The organism is Galactobacillus timonensis (assembly GCF_900240265.1).
Lineage (GTDB): Bacteria > Bacillota_I > Bacilli_A > Erysipelotrichales > Erysipelotrichaceae > Bulleidia > Bulleidia timonensis.
This window is the reverse complement of record NZ_LT964739.1, coordinates 610,555-629,216: the sequence shown is the minus strand read 5'-3', so window position 1 is coordinate 629,216 and position 18,662 is coordinate 610,555. Positions and strand designations below refer to the sequence as shown.

The window sequence follows — 18,662 nt, the reverse complement described above, 5'->3', positions numbered from 1 at the left end:
AATACTCCAGGAAATATGAAGAAAAGCTAATGTAAGAAGTTTCATAATATCTGAAAAAATAGTGGTGAAAAAGTGTAATGTTTGTGAAAATTATTATTGTAAATATTTTTATTGGCTCTTATACTTTTTCTATTCCAAATGAAAGGGGGAATAAATAATGGCAGATCTAACCGATCTAAAAAAGCCACTGGCACTCGCACTGGCAGCTGCGATGCTGGCAGGATGCGGAGGCGGCGGTTCTACTTCCGGCGCTACGTCAACCGACGGTGCTGCATCCGGCGGCTCGGCATCCGGTGATGCGTCGACTGTGACAGTCGCAATCGATGCGGACCTGAACACAATGGACTATGAAATCGCTACCGATGGAAACTCCTTCATCATGCAGTCGCTTGTCATGTCCGGACTTACGGAACTTGCGGCTGACGGCAGCCCGCTTCCGGAACTGGCGGAGAGCTGGGATGTCAGTGATGATGGTCTGGTTTATACGTTCCATCTTGCGGATGCGAAGTGGTCCAATGGCGATCCTGTTACGGCGAGCGACTTCGTCTACGCATGGCAGCGTCTCGATAATCCGGATACTGCTTCCGAATATGCATTCATTCTTGATACGGTTCATATCGCTAATGCGGCAGCCGTCAATGCTGGCGAAGCGGATCCGTCCGAACTGGGCGTGAAGGCCGTCGACGACAAGACGCTCGAGGTTACGCTGACGCTTCCGTGCGACTTCTTCCTGTCGCTGCTTGCGTTCCCGTCCTTCTTCCCGCTGAACCAGAAGTTCTATGAGTCTCAGGGTGATCAGTTTGCACTGTCTCCGGACAACCTGCTGTATTGCGGACCGTATACGATGACCGGCTATCAGCAGGGATCGGAATATACGTTTGAGAAGAACCCAGACTACTTCAAGGCTGATCAGATGACGGATTATGTGGACAAGATTGTGTTCCGTTATCTGCAGGATACGCAGTCTGCGATGCTTGACTACCAGAGCGGCAACCTCGACGTTGTGAAGCTGCAGGGTGATCAGGTTGACCAGTACTCCGGTACGGAAGGCTTCACGAACCGTATGACCGGCTATCTGTGGTACCTCTCGATTGACTTCAACACTTCGGTTCATCCGGAGAATTCGCAGTTCGCAAATGTCAACCTGCGCAAGGCTATGAGCCTGGCAATTGACCGTGATACGATCGCCACAAATGTTCTGAAGGACGGTTCGATCGGTGCCGATGGACTGATTCCGAAGGATCTTGCGACGGGCCCGAGCGGAGAAGACTTCCGCGAAGAAAACGGCAAGCTGACGGAGTACAACCTGGATCAGGCAAAGGAATACTATGCCAAGGCTCTGGAAGAGCTTGGTACGGATACTGTTTCGTTCGAACTGCTGTATGAAGATTCCGAAGCTTCGAAGGCTGTTGCAGAGTATATTCAGTCCAATCTGAAGGCAATCGGCATGGATGTGACACTGAACTCGAAGCCGAAGAAGACACGCCTGCAGCTGATGAATGACAAGGATTACAATGTTGCGCTGACCCGCTGGGGTCCGGACTATGCGGATCCGGAGACTTACTTCGATCTGTTTACAACCGATAATACGGCGAACAACTCCGGCTCCTACAGCAATGCGGATTATGATGCGCTCGTGAAGGCTGCTGGTTCCGGTGAGGATGCGACAGATTCTGCGAAGCGTTGGCAGGATTATCTGGATGCGGAGAAGATCATTGTTCAGGATGATCCGGGCGTGATCCCTGTATACCAGAACGGCGGCGCTATGATGATCAACCCGAAGGTTACGGGCATCGAGTTCCACAGCGCATCCGTCGACTCCTATCGTCATATCAAGAAGGCAGCTTAAACAATAACTCTGACAGTTATCTCCTCTAACACATAAAGGCGGCCGAAAGACCGTCTTTATGTGGCATTTTTAGAAAGGAAGAACAATGTCCAAATATATTCTGAAACGGATCCTCATTGCGCTGGCGACGCTGATCGTCATTATCTTTGTCCTGTTTTTGATGCTGGACAAGATGCCTGGGTCTCCGTTCAATGATGAAAAACTGACAGAAACGCAGCGGGCACTTCTTTATGCGAAGTACGGACTTGATCAGCCGTTCATGGTTCGCTTCGGTCTTTATCTCAAGAACATGCTCAAGGGCGATCTGGGCGTATCCTATGTCCTGAACAAGAACCAGAGTGTTTCGGTACTTGTTGCTTCGCCGCTGCTGCTGTCGATCAAGATCGGTGCGCTGGCGATGCTCATCGGGTCGATTCTGGGAATCCTCCTTGGGATTGCGGCGGCACTGCATCATAACGGTTTTCTCGACACCTTATGTTCGGTGCTTGCGATCCTCGGTGTTTCGGTGCCTTCGTATGTGTTTGCGCTGCTGTTGGCCTATTTCATTGGCTTTAAGCTGCAGTGGACGCCGATTCTGTACAATGCGAACCGGCAGGCGGCTTCTTTGATTCTGCCGGTCATTTCGCTGAGCATGTTTCCGATTGCAAACATTTCGCGCTTTACGCGTTCGGAAATGATTGATGTTCTGAATTCGGACTACATCCAGCTGGTGCAGGCGAAGGGTATGCCGCAGCGGATTGTGATTATGCACCATGCGCTGCGCAATACCATGATTCCGATCGTCACCATTATGGGGCCGCTGCTGGTCAATCTTCTGACGGGTTCCATGGTTGTGGAAAAGGTGTTCGGCATTCCGGGCATCGGCATGTTAATGGTGAATGCGATCCAGAACAATGACTATAACGTCGTCATTGCCTGTGCCTTTGTGTATTCGGCAATGTATATTGCGGTGATGCTGGTGGTTGACATTCTGTACGGTGTCATTGATCCGCGGATCCGTGTCGCAAAGGAAGGTGCTTAAGATGAGTGAAATCTCGAAAGACTTTGAGAAGCACGTTCCCATTATTGAGAACGACTATGACGAAAGTGACTTCGTCTTTGTTCAGAAGAATGAGCGCCTGATGGATAAGACCTATGCGTCGACCTCGTATCTGGCCGATGTGTGGGCAAACTTCAAAAAGAACAAGGGCGCCGTTGCGGGCATGATCATCATTACGATCATCATTGTGATGGCGATCATTGGGCCGATGATTTCGGGTCATTCCTTTGACGATATCCAGATTCAGTGGCAGGATCTTCCGCCGCGGATCAAGGGGCTTTCGTGGCTTGGCTTCGGCGGCAAGTGGAACGGGCGCGATCTGTATGTGGAGAAGGGGTTCCAGGATCTCTACTTCTGGTTCGGTACGGATACGCAGGGGCGTGACCTGTTTACGCGTGTGTGGGAAGGTACCCGTATTTCGCTGATTATTGCGCTGAGTGCGGTGCTGATCGATGTTGTGATCGGTCTGTCCTATGGTTTGATTTCCGGTTACTTCGGCGGCAAGGTTGACATGGTGATGCAGCGGATTGCGGAGATTCTCAATGGTATTCCGACGCTGGTCGTTGTGACGCTTCTGCAGCTGGTGATGCCTAACGGTATCTGGTCCATTATCTTTGCGTTAATGATTACGGGATGGATCGGTATGTCGCGGATTGCGCGTGCCGAGGTGCTGAAGCTGAAGGAGAGTGAATTCATTCTGGCGTCGAAGACACTGGGTGCGAAGGATTTTGCGATCATCTTCAAGTCGATTCTTCCGAATATCTTCGGTCAGGTTATCGTTATGTCGATGTTCTCGATTCCGAATGCGATCTTTACGGAGGCGTTTCTGAGCTTCATTGGTCTGGGTATTCCGGCGCCGATGGCTTCGCTGGGCTCTCTGATTTCGGAGGGCTACAAGTCGTTTACGGTTTATCCGTACATGATTGCATGTCCGATCGTTGTGCTGACGCTGCTCGTTTTGAGCTTCAACCTGTTTGCGGATGGCCTGCGGGATGCCTTTGATCCCAACCAGCAGCATCGTTAAGGAGGCCGGATATGAGTGAGAAAAGAAAAAAGGAAGACCGTGTCCTGAGTATCCGGGACCTCAATATCTCGTTTGATACGGCGGGCGGTAAGGTGAATGCGATCCGCGGTGTGCGCATGGATCTGTACAAGGGTGAGACGATTGCGATTGTTGGTGAGTCGGGATCGGGCAAGTCTGTTACGGTGAAAGCCATTATGGGTATCCTTGCGAGCAACGGTCATATTGAAAGCGGCCGTATCGACTATACGTTTACCAATGAAAAAGGTGAACGTGAAACGGTGGATATGACGAAGCTGTCGCAGCGTCAGATTCGTGAGCGCTTCAATGGTCAGCATATTGCGATGGTGTTCCAGGATCCGATGACGTCGCTGGATCCGACGATGACGATCGGGAAACAGATTATGGAGCCGATGATTGTTCATAATCATCTGAGCCGGGATGAGGCAAAGCAACGGGCCATTGAACTGATTTCAGAGGTTGGCATCGAAAACCCGCAGAAACGATTTGCGGAATATCCGCATCAGCTTTCCGGCGGTATGCGGCAGCGTGTTGTCATTGCGATTGCGCTGGCCTGTGATCCGGATGTGCTGATCTGTGATGAGCCGACGACGGCGCTCGACGTGACGATTCAGGCAAAGATCCTGGAGCTGATCAAGAGCCTGCAGGAAAAGAAGGGAATGTCGATCATCTATATTACGCATGATCTTGGCGTTGTGGCGAAGGTTGCGGACTATGTGGATGTCATGTATGCGGGCCGTATCATTGAGAAGGGTCTGGTGAACGAGGTGTTCTATGATCCGCGCCATCCGTATACGTGGGGGCTGTTGGCGTCGATGCCGGATACGGATACGAATTCGAAGCGTCTGTTTGCGATCCCGGGGACGCCGCCCAATCTGCTGGAGCCGATTGTTGGTGATGCGTTTGCGCCGCGCAATCCTTATGCGCTGAAGATTGACTATGAGGCGGAACCGCCGCTGTTCAATGTTGGCGGCCAGCATCGTGTCGCTTCGTGGCTGTGCGATCCGCGGGCGCCGAAGGTCGATCCGCCGGAGCAGCTGATTGAGCGCTTGAAGAAGATGAGGAAGGAGGCGCATCTCGATGAGTGAAATTGATTATAGTGCGCAGCCTTTGCTGCATGTGGAGAATCTGAAGCAGCACTTCCGCATTACCCGTACCTATACAACCAAGGCCGTCGACGGCATCAGTTTCGATATTTGGAAGGGCGAGACGTATGGCCTTGTGGGTGAGTCCGGTTCCGGAAAGTCGACGACGGGACGTGCAATTATCCGTCTTTACCAGCCGACGGCCGGTAAAGTAATCTTCGATGGCCGCGACATCAGTGGAAAGATGTCGAAGGCGGATGAGGAATATCTGCGCACCAATATGCAGATGATCTTCCAGGATCCGATGGCTTCGCTGAATCCGCGCAAAAAGGTGAGTGAGATCATTGCCGAGGGTCTTGAGATTCATCATCTTTACAAGAACAGAGAAGATCTGAACGAGAAGGTTCTTGCCATTCTTGACAAGGTCGGACTTTCCAGGGAACAGGCGACACGTTATCCGTCGCAGTTCTCCGGCGGTCAGCGGCAGCGGATCGGCATTGCGCGTGCGCTGGTTATGAACCCGAAGCTGGTGATTGCGGATGAAGCGATCTCGGCGCTGGACATGTCGATTCAGGCACAGGTTGTCAACCTGATGCGCGATCTGCAGGAGGAGATGGGCATTACGTATCTCTTCATTGCCCATGATCTGGCGATGGTCAAGTACATCAGTGACCGGATCGGCGTTATGCACTTGGGGTACATTGTAGAAACAGGGACGACGGATGAGATCTTTGCCAATCCGATTCATCCCTATACAAAGAGCCTTCTGTCGGCAATTCCCCATCCCAATCCAATCGTAGAGAAGGCGCGTACAGCCCTGACCTACGATAAGGACAAGGAAGGCGTCGATTACAGCAAGGGTACGATTCATGCGGTGACGAAGACGCACTCTGTGCTGGCTACGGACGAAGAGTTCGCCAAATGGTCGGCGGAGAAGATGGCCTTCTGAGTAAACAAAGAAAGCAATAAAAACAATCGATCAAACCAAAAGAAACGGTGTCTCTGCAAAGATGCACCGTTTTTCTTTGGCTTTTATTTTTGCATGAAAAAGCTGCAACAGAACAATTCCGCTGCAGCTGTTTCCGTTTTTGTTCGACTTACAGATTCATATGCGCATTTCTTGCGATGACGTCGAGCTGCTGTTCTCTGGTGAGATCGATGAACTTGACGGCATAGCCGGAGACGCGGATGGTGAAGTTGGCGTATTCGGGCTTCTCAGGATGTTCCATCGCATCCTTGAGCTTATCGATGCCGAAGACGTTGACGTTGAGATGGTGGGCTCCCTGATCGAAGTAACCGTCCAGAACGTTGACGAGGTTGCTGGTACGCTGATCTTCATCGTTGCCAAGTGCCGAAGGGCTGATCGTCTGCGTATTGGAGATGCCGTCGAGGGCATATTCATACGGAAGCTTGGCGACGCTGTTGAGCGATGCGAGCAGGCCGTTCTTCTCGGCGCCATAGGCAGGATTGGCACCCGGGGAGAAAGGTTCATATGCCTTTCTTCCATCGGGCAGTGCACCCGTAGCCTTGCCATAGACGACGTTGCTCGTGATGGTGAGGATCGATGTTGTAGCTTCAGAGTTGCGGTATGTGTGGTGCTTCTTGATCTTGGTGATGAAGGTCTTCAGCAGCCATACGGCAATATCATCGGCACGCGGATCATCATTTCCATAACGGGGGAAGTCGCCTTCGACCTGGAAGTCGGTAGCCAGTCCGCTGTCATCACGGATGACACGTACCTTTGCGTAGCGGATCGCTGAGAGAGAGTCGACAACGTGGGAGAAGCCGGCGATGCCTGTGGCGAAGGTGCGGCGCACATCGGTATCAATCAGCGCCATTTCGGCTGCTTCATAGTAGTACTTATCATGCATGTACTGAATCAGATTCAGGATGTTGACATAGAGGCCGGCAAGCCAGTCGAGCATCTGATCGTATTTATGCATCACTTCGTTGTAATCAAGATAGTCAGAGGTGATCGGTGCATATTCGGGTCCTACCTGCATGTGGTTGCCGTTCTTGTCGAGGAACTTCTCGTCTTTGCCACCGTTGATGGCATAGAGCAGGGCCTTGGCAAGGTTGGCACGGGCACCGAAGAACTGCATCTCTTTGCCGGTTTCTGTGGCGCTGACGCAGCAGCAGATGCTGTAGTCGTCGCCCCAGATCGGGCGCATTACGTCGTCGTTTTCATACTGGATGGACGATGTGCGGATCGAGATGCGGGCCGCATAGTCGCGGAACGCTTTCGGCAGACGGGAGCTGTAAAGAACGGTGAGGTTCGGCTCCGGTGCCGGTCCCATGTTTTCCAGCGTGTGCAGGAAACGGAAATCGTTCTTTGTGACCATGGAGCGGCCGTCCATGCCCAGGCCGGCAACTTCCAGGGTTGCCCAAACCGGGTCGCCAGAGAAGAGTGCATTGTAGCTGGGGATGCGGGCAAACTTGACCATACGGAACTTGAGAACGAGATGATCAATCAGCTCCTGCGCCTCTTCCTCGGTCAGCGTACCTTCCTGCAGGTCGCGCTGCAGATAGATGTCGAGGAAGGTGGAGATGCGTCCGACGGACATGGCGGCGCCGTTCTGGGTCTTGATCGCTGCCAGATAGCCGAAGTAGAGCCACTGTACCGCTTCCTTTGCGTTATTGGCAGGCTTGGAGATGTCGAAGCCGTAGATTTCGGCCATCTTTTTCATGCCTTCAAGGGCACGGATCTGTTCCGCAATCTCTTCGCGCTGGCGGATGATGTCGTCGGTCATGGTGCCGTCGCCGCAGTTGACAAGATCATTTTTCTTCTCTTTGATCAGATAGTTGATGCCATAGAGGGCTACGCGGCGGTAGTCGCCGACAATTCTTCCGCGGCCGTAGGTGTCGGGAAGGCCGGTGATGATGTGGCTGTGGCGGGCTGCCTTCATTTCGGGCGTATAAGCGTCGAACACAGCCTGGTTGTGCGTCTTGTGATATTCGGTAAAGATCTTGTGGAACTTGTCATTGACGTGGTAGCCGTAGGTTTCGGCGGCTTCTTCCGCCATCTTGATGCCGCCATAGGGCATGAAGGCGCGCTTCAGAGGTTTGTCTGTCTGGAGGCCGACGACCTGTTCCAGATCCTTGAGGGACGGATCAATATAGCCGGGTCCGTAGGCGGTGAGTCCGGAAACAACTTCCGTTTCGCAGTCGAGGACGCCGCCTTTGGCGCGTTCCTCTTTCTGGAGTTCCTGTACCTTTGCCCAGAGTTTGTTGGTGCGCTCGGTCGGTCCTTTCAGAAAGGATTCGTCGCCATCATAGGGTGTGTAGTTGTTTTGGATAAAGTCGCGGACGTTGACGTCGTTCTGCCAGTGTGTTCCTTTGAATGATCTCCATGCGTTCTGTGTGTTCATATGTGCAGCCTTCTTTCTGTTTGTTCTGTATGAATCATGGGCGAAGTGAGTTCTCCGCTGAGTATCTTCTTTGCGTGTTCGATGCGTTCTTTTGTTGGTGGATCGACGCCTTCGAGTGTATAGGGGATGCCGAGCGCCTTATATTTGTGGAGCCCGAGCGTATGGTAGGGAAGGACGTCGATGCGCTCTATGTTATGGAGCGATGCCAGGAAGGCACGTGTCTGAAAGAGCCAGGTGTCGTCGTCTGTAATCCCGGGGACCAGAACATGGCGTACCCAGACCGGCTTATTGATTTCATCGAGATAGTGGAACATGTCGAGAATGTTTTCGTTCGACTTTCCGGTCAGAAGCCGGTGCTGGTAGGGATCAATGTGCTTGATATCCAGTAACAGGAGGTCGGTATACTGCATCAGCTCCTGAAACCTGGAGAAGAAGGGCTCTTCTCTTGTGAAGGGCTGGCCGGCCGTATCGATGCAGGTTGAGATATTGCGCTGCTTCGCTTTGCGGAAAAGATCGATCAGGAAGTCGATCTGCAGTAACGGCTCGCCTCCGCTGACCGTGATTCCGCCTTCCTTTCCCCAATAGGGACGGTAGCGCTCCGCCTGATCGAGCAGTTCGTCGGCGGTGCGCAGGTCATTGCTTTGGCGTGCCCAGGTATCGGGGTTGTGGCAATAGCGGCAGCGCAGATTACATCCGCTGAGGAATATGAGGAATCGGACGCCGGGGCCGTCGGCGGATCCGAAGCTTTCGGTTGAGTGTATTCTTCCTTGAATCATTTGTGTTGCCTCCGAAAGAAAACCGCTGTGGATTTGTCTTTCTAGAAGAGAGGCTATCATCAGCAGATAGAACATTCCTTGATTGAAATCAAATAGTGCGTATTTTCTTTATTTTTCGTTATCGTCGAGAAGCTTCTGCAGAGCTGCGCGGTCTTTGACCTGAAGCTTCCCCTGACCGAGGCGGTTGATGATGCCTTCCTTTTCCAGCTTCGAAAGGCTGCGGGAAACAGTCTCAGGACGAAGGCCGATCGAAGCGGCGATATCATCGAGACGCATGTGAATATAGGGACCGATGCAGCGGGTATCACGATCCAGAAGAAAACCGGCGAGACGTACTTTTGGATCGCGGATTGAAAGAAGTACAATCTTTTCCTTGGCTTCGGCAAGTTCGCTGCTGAGGATCTGAATCAGACGCATGGCCGTCTCCGGTTGCTGCTTAAGGAGGGCGAGAAACTCTTCTCTCCTTATTTCGCAAAGATCGACATCGGTCAGACAGACGACGGAGTAATGATAGACCGGATTGTCCAGGAACATATCGTGCCAGATGGCCTGACCGTCATGCAGGATGTCGAGGACGTGCTCCTGGCCGCTGGCTTCGATGCGGCGGATCTTTATGCGGCCGCGCCGAATGATCATGATCGAGTCGATGGGCTGCCCCTCCCGAATCAGGATCTGATCCTTTGGGTGGGTGCTCATGACCGCATGGGATATGAGTTTCTCCTGCGCCTGCAGCGGCAGGTCGGCAAAGATGCCGATCTGAGATGTGCAAAGCGTATGGCTTTTATAAAAGGGACAGGAAGTGTTTTGGCATGTATTAGTCATCGCCATTATCCTAGCAGATGACAGGAACCGGGGCACGATTACAATAAAGATAGAAGCACCAGTAAAACAAACAGGAGACGATGAAAATGAAATACACAGAACTGGGAAACACCGGCATTCAGGTGTCGCGTATCTGCGTCGGCTGTATGTCGTTTGGCCATCCGTCGGAAGAATTTCATCTTTGGACGCTCGAGCAGCCGCAGACGCAGAAGGTTGTGGAACATGCACTGGATCTGGGCATTAACTTTTTTGATACAGCGAACAGTTACTCGTTCGGTACGAGCGAAGAGTATCTGGGGCAGTCGCTGCGTAATCTTGGCATCCCCAGAGATAAGGTCGTGATTGCCTCGAAGGTGTACTTCAATGACGGTCATCTTTCTTCCGAAGCGATTCACCGGGAAATCGATGGTACGTTGAAGCGGCTTGGCACGGACTATGTGGATCTGTACCAGATTCACCGCTTTGATTACGATACGCCAATGGAAGAGACGATGGAGGCGCTCAATGATCTGGTGAAACAGGGAAAGGTGCGTGCCATCGGTGCTTCGGCGATGTACGGCTATCAGTTTCATAATCTGCAGCTTACGGCCGAGGAACACAGATGGACGAAGTTCTCCACTCTGCAGAATCATTACAATCTGCTGTACCGGGAAGATGAGCGGGAACTGATTCCGGTTGCGAAGCAGTATGGCGTTTCTTTGATTCCGTATTCGCCACTCGCCGGCGGTCATCTGGCGCATGCCGGATGGACAACGGATTCGAAGCGCAGCGAGACCGATCGTACGCTGCGGGCCAAGTATGATAAGGAAAAGGACAATGACCTTTTGATTGTCAACCGCGTCGATGAGGTGGCGAAGAAGTATGGTGTGTCGATGTCCCAGATCGCTCTTGCATGGCTCTGGAAGCGCGGGGTCAGCGCGCCGATTGTCGGCGCAACTAAGGCGCATCACTTCGATGATGCGGTGGCGGCACTGGATGTTGAACTGAGCGATGAGGATGCAGCATATCTTGAGGAGCCGTATCATGCGCATGATATTGTTGGTGCGCTGAAGAATCCGCGGTAATCAAAAGCGGGTGTGACAGAATTTCCGCCGTCGCCTGTTCGCCGCATTTGCAAATGCACGTTCTGCAAAACGAAAAAAACCCGTGGCCGATAGCTGCGGGTTTTTCAATGTTGCACAACCTTTACCTTACTTTCGGGGACAAACTCAACCTTAAGTCTCATGCCAAGGCCCTTTGCAAGCCGCTTGAGCATTTCCAGGGAAGGGTTTCTTGTGCCATTCTCGATGCGACTGATATCTGCCTGCGTGATGCCTGTACGCTGTGACAGTTCCTTCTGTGTCAGGCCTTCACTATTTCGCGCCTCAATCATTGCACTGATGATATCGTATTCCGGTTGAAGCGCATCGTATTCAGCTTTGACGGTTGGATCGCTAAGAACTTTGCTTTTGTATGCACGATAGCTGCTCATTTTCCGTTTCTCCTTTCATAATCAATTTTGTATTTCTTTGCCGTTTCTATCACTTCGGACGGAGTTTTTTGTGTTTTCTTAATGAATCCATTTGTGAGCACAACCTTTTTCTCAATAAAGAAGAAGTACAGAACTCTGGAAATATCAGACCCCAGCTTTATGCGAAGCTCGAAGATCCCGCCATTAAGAGATTTTGAGTATGGTTCTCTCAGAGATGGACCATATTGTTCAAGTAAGTCGATTGTCCTCAGGACCTTAGCCTTCATCTTTGGCTGTAAGCCATCTATGAATTCTGCTGCCGGTGATCTTCCGTTTTCTGTGCCATAAAACTCAACCTCATACATTTTGATTTACTCTCTACATCGGTAGAATATGTTGAAAACGACATATTGTCAATAGCTATTCTTAAACTCATACCACACTATCATAGGTTCATTTTCCTGAGGCATGCTGATTGACTCCCGTTCGGGCAATGCTATGGTGTGAGCAGGAGGCGGGAAAGAAAACCTATGAAGAAGTATTTAAATATTGCAGAGGGATATGCGGTTGCGGCCATGATCGGCGGCGTATTCTACCGTGAATTTACGAAGTGGAACGGATATGAAGGCGTAACGATGCTTGGCAAGGTACATGCCCATCTGTTTATGCTCGGGATGATTGTGTATCTGCTGGTTGCCCTGTTTTCAAGGAGCCTGAATCTGGAAGGACAGAAGTCGTTCCGCAGCTTTATGGCTGTCTACAACATCGGCCTGCCGCTGACAGTCATTATGATGCTTGTGCGCGGCATCACCGAAGTAAAGGGCATGGCACTGTCGAGTGCGGCTTCTGCGGCCATTTCAGGTATCGCCGGCATCGGTCACATTCTGGTGGCTGTCGGGCTGCTGCTTCTGCTGCATGCCTTAAAGAAAGCAGCGGAGTAAGCGAAAGCAATTGATATTAACTGGCCGGTTCTATGATCTGCTGCAGATGGAACCGGCCGTTTTCATAGTGGAGATCGGCAATGGCACAGTTGCCCGGTACGCCCGGATCACGATGCTGGGGATCGATCGTTTGCAGGAAGCAGCGCATTGCCGTGCCATGAGAAACAATCAGAACCGGTCCTTCTTCATCAACATTTGCGATACGTGTAATGGTCGAAGTGATGCGATTATAAAATTCGTTCAGATCCTCGCCTCCATACGGCACAAAATAGTCGCCATAGGGAAAATGAGGATTTTCAGCGTTGCTTGAAGCTTCGCGGAAGCCGAGAAATATTTCCTTGAGCCCCTTATCGCGCCGCAACGGAAGATCAGTAACTAATTCCGCCGTATCACATGCCCGTAACAGCGGTGAGCAGTAGACGGCCTGAAACGTAATCCCATTGGACTGGAACCAGTCACGGGCAGCGATTGCCTGTGCAATGCCGGCCTCGGTAAGAGGAGAATCACACTGTCCCTGATTGATATCCATTTTGTTGAAGAGCGTCTCACCATGACGCATCAGATAGATTTGCTTCATCGTATTCCTTTCCAGTTAATAATATCGTTGGTATTAGGATATTATTTATTGCTGATTTCTACAATGAATGCACAATAACCTCCAAACCTAATGTGCTATAGTGGCGATTGCAAATATCTCATATTCTGAGTCTGCATTTGAAGAACGGAGGAACTTCTTCAAGGCTGCCTGATAATGAATATGATGCGTAGAGGAGGGCTTATGAAACAAACACGGGGAAATGGATCCAGAATCTTTGCATATCTTCTCACGGCTACAGTTTTCTTTGGGGGAATAAATCCTGCGGAAGCTGAGGAAACGAGTGCACCGTCGCCTGATGGGACAGCTTCTTCTGCACCTGCAGATGAGACTCAGAATAATCCGCCGGAAGATACTGCTGCCCAGGAGCCGGAAGAAAACGGTAGCGCAACGGTAACGATTACGTATAAAGCCGGTGAAGGAGGCTCTGTATCCCTGGATGAAGAAACTGTTGAATTGTCTGAGAACGGGGAAGCACCTGCTCTGCAGGGTTCTGCCGCTAAGGCGGATGATGGTTATTACTTTGTGGACTGGACGATCGATGACACGGTTGTTTCGCAGGAGCCGGTTTTCCTCCCGGATGCCGGCTCAATCCGTGGTGACGCCACGTATACCGCAAACTTTGCAAAAATCGCTTATACACAGACTACTGCGAAGGGTATCCGGATTTCGGCGGCTTTTGAAGACAGCACATTCCCTGATGGAACCTGGATGGAAGTAAAAGATATCGAGGATCCTGATGTCGTTGAAATAGGCAGGGAAGCTTTGGAAAATGCCCTTGAAGCTGAGAATGGTACGGAACAGATTGATGATTCGATAGAACCGGTCGCGGTGGATGTTTCTTTCTTTAATTATGATGGTCAGGGAATAAAGACTGAGGTAGAACCTGCGGACGGTCACCCGGTTCATATCACAATGAATACAAAGGATGGAGTCCTGACATCGGAAGCGGATGAAAATGGAGATACTGATCCGAATGTTACTCTTCAGGTTGTCCATGTCCCGGAAGATGGGCAGCCCCAGGTTATTGATGATGTCAGTCTGGATGATCATGCGACGGAAGCTGCTTTTTCTGTGGATTCGTTTTCTCCGCTTCTTGTGTTTGCTGTAAGACATGCGCCGGCACAGATGCCGTCTATGAAACAAATAACAATCGGGGAGTAAACGAAACTGGGTGCAGTTGAATCAGTACGGGCGAACATAATAAGTATCCGTCAGCAGCAAATGGCGTATGACTCGTTCAACCTTAGGATACTTTTCATCGTCTCTCTTGATCCGAAACAAATATACGAACCAATTTAAATAAGATTGAAGGTTATCCATCTTCATTCCCATCACTTTATATAGATACCTCTGAAGCCACCCGCACAAGTTATTAACTAACTGCATATGCTTTATATACTCAGGATTGTCAGTGTCTGCTATATAGACTTCGCTAATACAATCAGCTTTTGCAATTAACTGATTATGAGCTGCATTCCCGTCATGAACAATCGTTGAACCTGATTTTATATGTTTGATAAGCGCATCCTCTACTCTCTGAGCTGTCGGAGCGCCATTGCCGCATTCAATAGCTATCACATTCTTGTAGATATCAACTGCCACAATGATGCATATCTGGTCTTTTGAAAGCCCTCTCTTCCTCTTCTCCCCGAATTCATGCATGATTCTGCCATCATTCAGATATGTTTCATCAATCCAGATACGATCTGACAAAATCAGATGGTCCTGGTATCCATCAACCGTCGCAAAGATCTTATGCCTCCATAAATGTGCAGTAGGATGTGAAATATCGCATACATGTTCGGCTAGTATTTCCGTTGGGCAGTAAATCATACAATTGATATATCTTTCCCATACATCAAATTTTCTCTTGGCAGAATAGAATACTGTTCCCGAAAGATAGCTGAACTTATGACCACCATTCTTACACTGAAATCGCTTATTTCCACTAGTAGAAGCCCCTATTGATATGCAGTGAGTACTTCCACATTCAGGGCATCGCGCAGGTCTGCCATAGAACTCGGCAGCTTCGTCCAATGTGGAAAACCCATACTTCTCCTGGTTGACCCTATATGTAACGACATCCCGGAGATAACGAAACTCGTCGCTGCTTAATGACGACACAAAGTCAAAAAGATCTGCTTTTGACGGCATACGACATTCCTCATCACATTTGAGCTGCCATCCGACGAGGAATGTCGCCAAACATAAGGCCGAGTGGCAGCTCAAATGTTCTTATATTTGGCTTTTCTATTGTAATACATCTCTATTGCCATACCCAGTTTCGTTTACTCCCCGANCCTCATCACATTTGAGCTGCCATCCGACGAGGAATGTCGCCAAACATAAGGCCGAGTGGCAGCTCAAATGTTCTTATATTTGGCTTTTCTATTGTAATACATCTCTATTGCCATACCCAGTTTCGTTTACTCCCCGAAATAACAAACCCGGCACCGGCAATTATCGACAACAAAGGAATGAAAGAAGTCTATAAAGCAGTCGGAAAGTATCAGCTCAACTACTGCGGTACTTCCAATGGCTTTTCGGAGGATGGGGATCCGCATGGACAACGGATCAGCACTGGTTTTTCACATCTGCCAAATCTGAAAGAGATTGAAGACGCTCATTGTTACAATGAGGGCTGGAAAAACTCCGGTGGCTCAAAGCTGGAAAATGTCAGTGGACTGAAACCGGAAAAAATCGAAAAGGCTTATCTGACCATTGAATACAACTGGGGCAACGAAAAAGTAAATGGATACCCTGTTGCCCAGTATCCTGTGACGCTTGTGTATGGAGGAAATGAAACCGGCGGAAGCGTGCAGCCGGAATCCGTTCAGGAATTTTCGATGACGGAGTATTTTACTTCGGGGTTCAATAATAATTCCTTTGGCTACGTTGATATTACGGACTACGTGAAGAAGTATGGATATGGATGGTACTACTGCTGCAATGTTCCGTTCCGCAATAGCAGCGATGCGTCTGCTGACTGGAAGATTGTTGTTGTAGAGAAAAATGAGAATCTCCACAATCGGCTGGTTAAGCTGACATTTGGAAAAGTGGTGAATACCGCAAATGAATGGTCGACGATTTCAGTATCGGGTGATGGTATTCGTACGCTTCAGGATACGTCAAAGCCGGTGACGGGACAGTTTCTGTATAACATCTCGAACAGCGATGTACATGATTGTGGAAAAGTGCAGATTTCATCGGACGGCAGTGATGAGAAGTTTCAGGATGTCGTGGCGGTTAATGGCAACCGTACCGCAACCTCCCCGTTGAATATGCTGAAAACAAGGAATACGGTACCGATTGCCCAGGAAGTGAACTATTCGTCTCCGGCCACTTATCAGGACCGTCAGCTGGTCGGCAGTGACGTGGAACTTTTGGATATCGATGGATCCACAAATATTCATAACATTACCCTGGATCATAATGCTTCTGAGGTGGCGCTTCGTTTTAATCCGCGACCATGCTGGCTTGTTACAAACATGCTCGGCATTGCAGTAGATGTTGATGTTTCTGCCGGCGATGTTACCATCCAAAACACAAAGAATGACAATAATGGCGGGAGGACAATTCAGGTTACCGGTAAGGCCAGAAATCTGAAGCCGGAGAGCGGTGAAGAGTCGAATACGACGATCCGGGAAGGAAAAGTTACGATTGATGTTAACAAAAACTATGTGATTGATCCGAGTTCCATTCAGGCAACATTGAACGGGAATACGATCGACAAATCAAACTGGCAAGTGTCCGGAAATGAAGTCCAGATAACCTTCGGGGAAGGAGGTGTAACAAAGCCCGGTGATTGGCTGACGTATAGCTTTTCGACTACTGCGGTTGATAATAAAAAAATAATACCTGGTACAGTCACGAATACCGCAACGCTGACCGGTAAGTCGTTTAATAACGGAACGTACACTGGCAGAGATATCGATATTGATCAAAAGTCAGAAACCAAATTTACTTTACGCATTGATCCTAATGGCGGAAATTATCCTGAAAGTACGACGATATCTTCTACAATGAATCCTCTCGACACTGCTAGGCTAGCTACTCCGACACGTACTGGTTATGAATTCCTTGGGTGGAAAATAGTGTCCGGAGGTTATGGCTCAAAGTTTGCGTCGTCAGCCGCTGGTCGAAAAGTGCTGCGCCTGGCCAGTGCGACTGAAGGAAACGATTCACCGGTCAAGAGTTCATCCTTCATAATGGGACTGCAGGATACCGTCCTTCAGGCGCAATGGGAGATAAAGAAATATACAGTGACGGTAAACACTTCTTTTTCTGGTATCGATAAACTGCCGGATGCGTATAAGATAGCAATAGCGAAAAAACCTGCGATTCAAGATGTTCCCGAACAATTAACCTTGAATGGCAAGGAGTATACCTGGGAGATAAAGGATATTCCTTATGGAACGGTGCTTCATCTTACGGAATCGGGCTATGCAGTTGACAATTATTCGGTTGTTACAAAAGTCAATGGATCAGCTGCCGGGGCAGGGACAGCGGCATTAGCAATAAGTGAAGAAAAGCTGGATTCAGGTAATTCAATTTCCTTCGAGGTGACAGAGAATTATACAGTCAACTTCGAGATTGATTATTCCCATACATCATTTTCAGTTTCTCAGATTTGGGCTGGTGATGAAGAATGGAGGGATCAGACGCGCCCAGACTCTGTACAGGTTCAACTGGTTGCTACGGTGAAAGATAAAGATCCCGTGATTGTTGATGATGTGGCACTGCCAGAAGAAAACAAATGGGAGCATTCGTGGCCGGTGCTTAAGGATAAGGATGAATTCGGAAATCCGATTACCTATTCTGTGAAGGAAAATTCTGTCCCTGGATATAGTTCCAGCATTCAGGACAAAAACGAAACATCCGCAATCATCAAAAACACGCTTCAGACAGAAGATGTTACCGTCAATAAGATCTGGGAAGACCAGGAGAACAGGTACGGACTCCGCCCCGACAGTATCACGGTTCATCTGTATCAGTCGGATGGAGAAGGCAAAAAGAAAGAAGTACGCGGTTCCGAAGTTAAGACACTGTCGGAAGAAAACAGTTGGATAAATACATTCACGTCACTGCCTGTTTGTGATAAGAAAGGTAACCCGTTCAGCTACTCGGTTACAGAGGATACTGTGCCGGGATATGTAAGCAATATTAAGCAGTATTCATTTATCAATATTCTGGAAACAAGAGACATCACCATCAACAAGATCTGGAATGACCAGAACAACAGTAACGGCACAAGGCCGAATCAGATTACAGTTCAGCTGCTGTGTAACGGAAATGCCTTTAAGGATCCCGTTGTTCTGAGTGCAGATCAGGGCTGGAGCTACACGTATCAGGATCTTCCGGTCAGGGATGCGGATGGCAATGCGTACATCTATACAGCCTCAGAAACAGCCGTCAGCGGGTACACTACATCTGTTCAGGGAACAACGATTACCAATACCTACATCCCGGCTGACAGCAGTGAGCCTGTAAGAAATGCAGTCGCAACCTGCATCTTTGGGAAAATTATTCCGTCCACGGCAGCAAAAGAGAATCACGAATAATACTTCGGTGCGCCAAAAATAAAATGGAGAGGCATTGTGATAATGCCTCTTTTGATGTTGCGGTCCGCTGATCAAGCGGGAATGTATAAAACGGGGGATGAGAGGATCAATGCAGCCAGCATCTTTCAGTT

At 49.6% G+C, this 18,662-nt stretch carries 16 protein-coding genes; 9 read left to right on the top strand and 7 right to left on the bottom strand.

The annotated features are described in order from the left end of the window. The first annotated feature begins 157 nt into the window (after positions 1-157). The 5 genes from C1714_RS02930 (at position 158) to C1714_RS02910 (ending at position 5,964) form a co-directional block, all read left to right on the top strand. Positions 158-1,849 (top strand): peptide ABC transporter substrate-binding protein, encoded by a 1,692-nt coding sequence (locus tag C1714_RS02930; RefSeq protein ID WP_102341785.1) that lies wholly within the window; start codon positions 158-160, stop codon positions 1,847-1,849. Positions 1,850-1,934: 85 nt separating this feature from the next. Continuing rightward, positions 1,935-2,870 (top strand): ABC transporter permease, encoded by a 936-nt coding sequence (locus C1714_RS02925; RefSeq protein ID WP_102341784.1) that lies wholly within the window; start codon positions 1,935-1,937, stop codon positions 2,868-2,870. Position 2,871: 1 nt separating this feature from the next. Continuing rightward, complete coding sequence (locus C1714_RS02920) at positions 2,872-3,912, top strand: ABC transporter permease (protein ID WP_102341783.1); 1,041 nt, start codon at positions 2,872-2,874, stop codon at positions 3,910-3,912. A gap of 11 nt (positions 3,913-3,923) precedes the next feature. Continuing rightward, positions 3,924-5,018 carry an ABC transporter ATP-binding protein gene (locus C1714_RS02915; RefSeq protein WP_102341782.1) on the top strand — a complete coding sequence of 365 codons (1,095 nt, stop codon included), beginning with the start codon at positions 3,924-3,926 and terminating at the stop codon, positions 5,016-5,018. After that, positions 5,011-5,964 (top strand): ABC transporter ATP-binding protein, encoded by a 954-nt coding sequence (locus C1714_RS02910; protein WP_102341781.1) that lies wholly within the window; start codon positions 5,011-5,013, stop codon positions 5,962-5,964. The genes C1714_RS02915 and C1714_RS02910 overlap by 8 nt, the downstream gene beginning before the upstream one ends. 148 nt (positions 5,965-6,112) lie before the next feature. Here the strand turns inward: C1714_RS02910 and pflB are convergent, their stop codons facing one another. The 3 genes from pflB to C1714_RS02895 form a co-directional block, all read right to left on the bottom strand. Continuing rightward, positions 6,113-8,383: a formate C-acetyltransferase gene (gene pflB, locus C1714_RS02905; protein ID WP_102341780.1), complete on the bottom strand. Its 2,271-nt coding sequence runs from the start codon at positions 8,381-8,383 to the stop codon at positions 6,113-6,115. Continuing rightward, the gene (gene pflA, locus C1714_RS02900; protein WP_102341779.1) at positions 8,380-9,159 is read right to left on the bottom strand and encodes a pyruvate formate-lyase-activating protein; all 780 of its coding nucleotides are present in this window, start codon (positions 9,157-9,159) and stop codon (positions 8,380-8,382) included. Before pflA ends, pflB begins: the two co-directional genes overlap by 4 nt. Positions 9,160-9,267: 108 nt before the next feature. Next, positions 9,268-9,981: a Crp/Fnr family transcriptional regulator gene (locus C1714_RS02895; RefSeq protein ID WP_210115242.1), complete on the bottom strand. Its 714-nt coding sequence runs from the start codon at positions 9,979-9,981 to the stop codon at positions 9,268-9,270. Positions 9,982-10,067: 86 nt separating this feature from the next. On the opposite strand from C1714_RS02895, the gene C1714_RS02890 reads away from it, so the two are divergent. Next, positions 10,068-11,045, top strand: a complete 978-nt coding sequence (locus tag C1714_RS02890; protein WP_102341777.1) for an aldo/keto reductase — start codon at positions 10,068-10,070, stop codon at positions 11,043-11,045. Between the two features lie 104 nt (positions 11,046-11,149). Here the strand turns inward: C1714_RS02890 and C1714_RS02885 are convergent, their stop codons facing one another. Next, positions 11,150-11,452 carry a helix-turn-helix domain-containing protein gene (locus C1714_RS02885; RefSeq protein ID WP_102341776.1) on the bottom strand — a complete coding sequence of 101 codons (303 nt, stop codon included), beginning with the start codon at positions 11,450-11,452 and terminating at the stop codon, positions 11,150-11,152. Next, a complete protein-coding gene (locus C1714_RS02880) occupies positions 11,449-11,796 on the bottom strand; it encodes a type II toxin-antitoxin system RelE/ParE family toxin (protein ID WP_102341775.1) in 348 nt (115 codons plus the stop codon). The genes C1714_RS02885 and C1714_RS02880 overlap by 4 nt, the downstream gene beginning before the upstream one ends. 165 nt (positions 11,797-11,961) lie before the next feature. Here C1714_RS02880 and C1714_RS02875 point away from each other — a divergent pair, with 165 nt between their 5' ends. Next, the gene (locus C1714_RS02875) at positions 11,962-12,372 is read left to right on the top strand and encodes a DUF2871 domain-containing protein (protein WP_102341774.1); all 411 of its coding nucleotides are present in this window, start codon (positions 11,962-11,964) and stop codon (positions 12,370-12,372) included. A gap of 16 nt (positions 12,373-12,388) precedes the next feature. On the opposite strand, the gene C1714_RS02870 is transcribed toward C1714_RS02875, so the two are convergent. Beyond that, positions 12,389-12,949, bottom strand: a complete 561-nt coding sequence (locus C1714_RS02870) for a histidine phosphatase family protein (protein WP_102341773.1) — start codon at positions 12,947-12,949, stop codon at positions 12,389-12,391. A 201-nt stretch (positions 12,950-13,150) separates the two neighbouring features. Here C1714_RS02870 and C1714_RS02865 point away from each other — a divergent pair, with 201 nt between their 5' ends. Then, positions 13,151-14,131, top strand: coding sequence for an InlB B-repeat-containing protein (locus C1714_RS02865; protein ID WP_102341772.1), 981 nt, complete (start codon positions 13,151-13,153; stop codon positions 14,129-14,131). A 21-nt stretch (positions 14,132-14,152) separates the two neighbouring features. Here C1714_RS02865 and C1714_RS02860 read toward each other — a convergent pair whose 3' ends face one another. Then, entirely contained in the window at positions 14,153-15,124 is a 972-nt protein-coding gene (locus C1714_RS02860) for an IS1595 family transposase (protein WP_102341771.1), read from the bottom strand. Positions 15,125-15,447: 323 nt separating this feature from the next. Here C1714_RS02860 and C1714_RS02855 point away from each other — a divergent pair, with 323 nt between their 5' ends. Beyond that, positions 15,448-18,531 (top strand): Cna B-type domain-containing protein, encoded by a 3,084-nt coding sequence (locus C1714_RS02855; RefSeq protein WP_167849907.1) that lies wholly within the window; start codon positions 15,448-15,450, stop codon positions 18,529-18,531. Positions 18,532-18,662 lie beyond the last annotated feature (131 nt).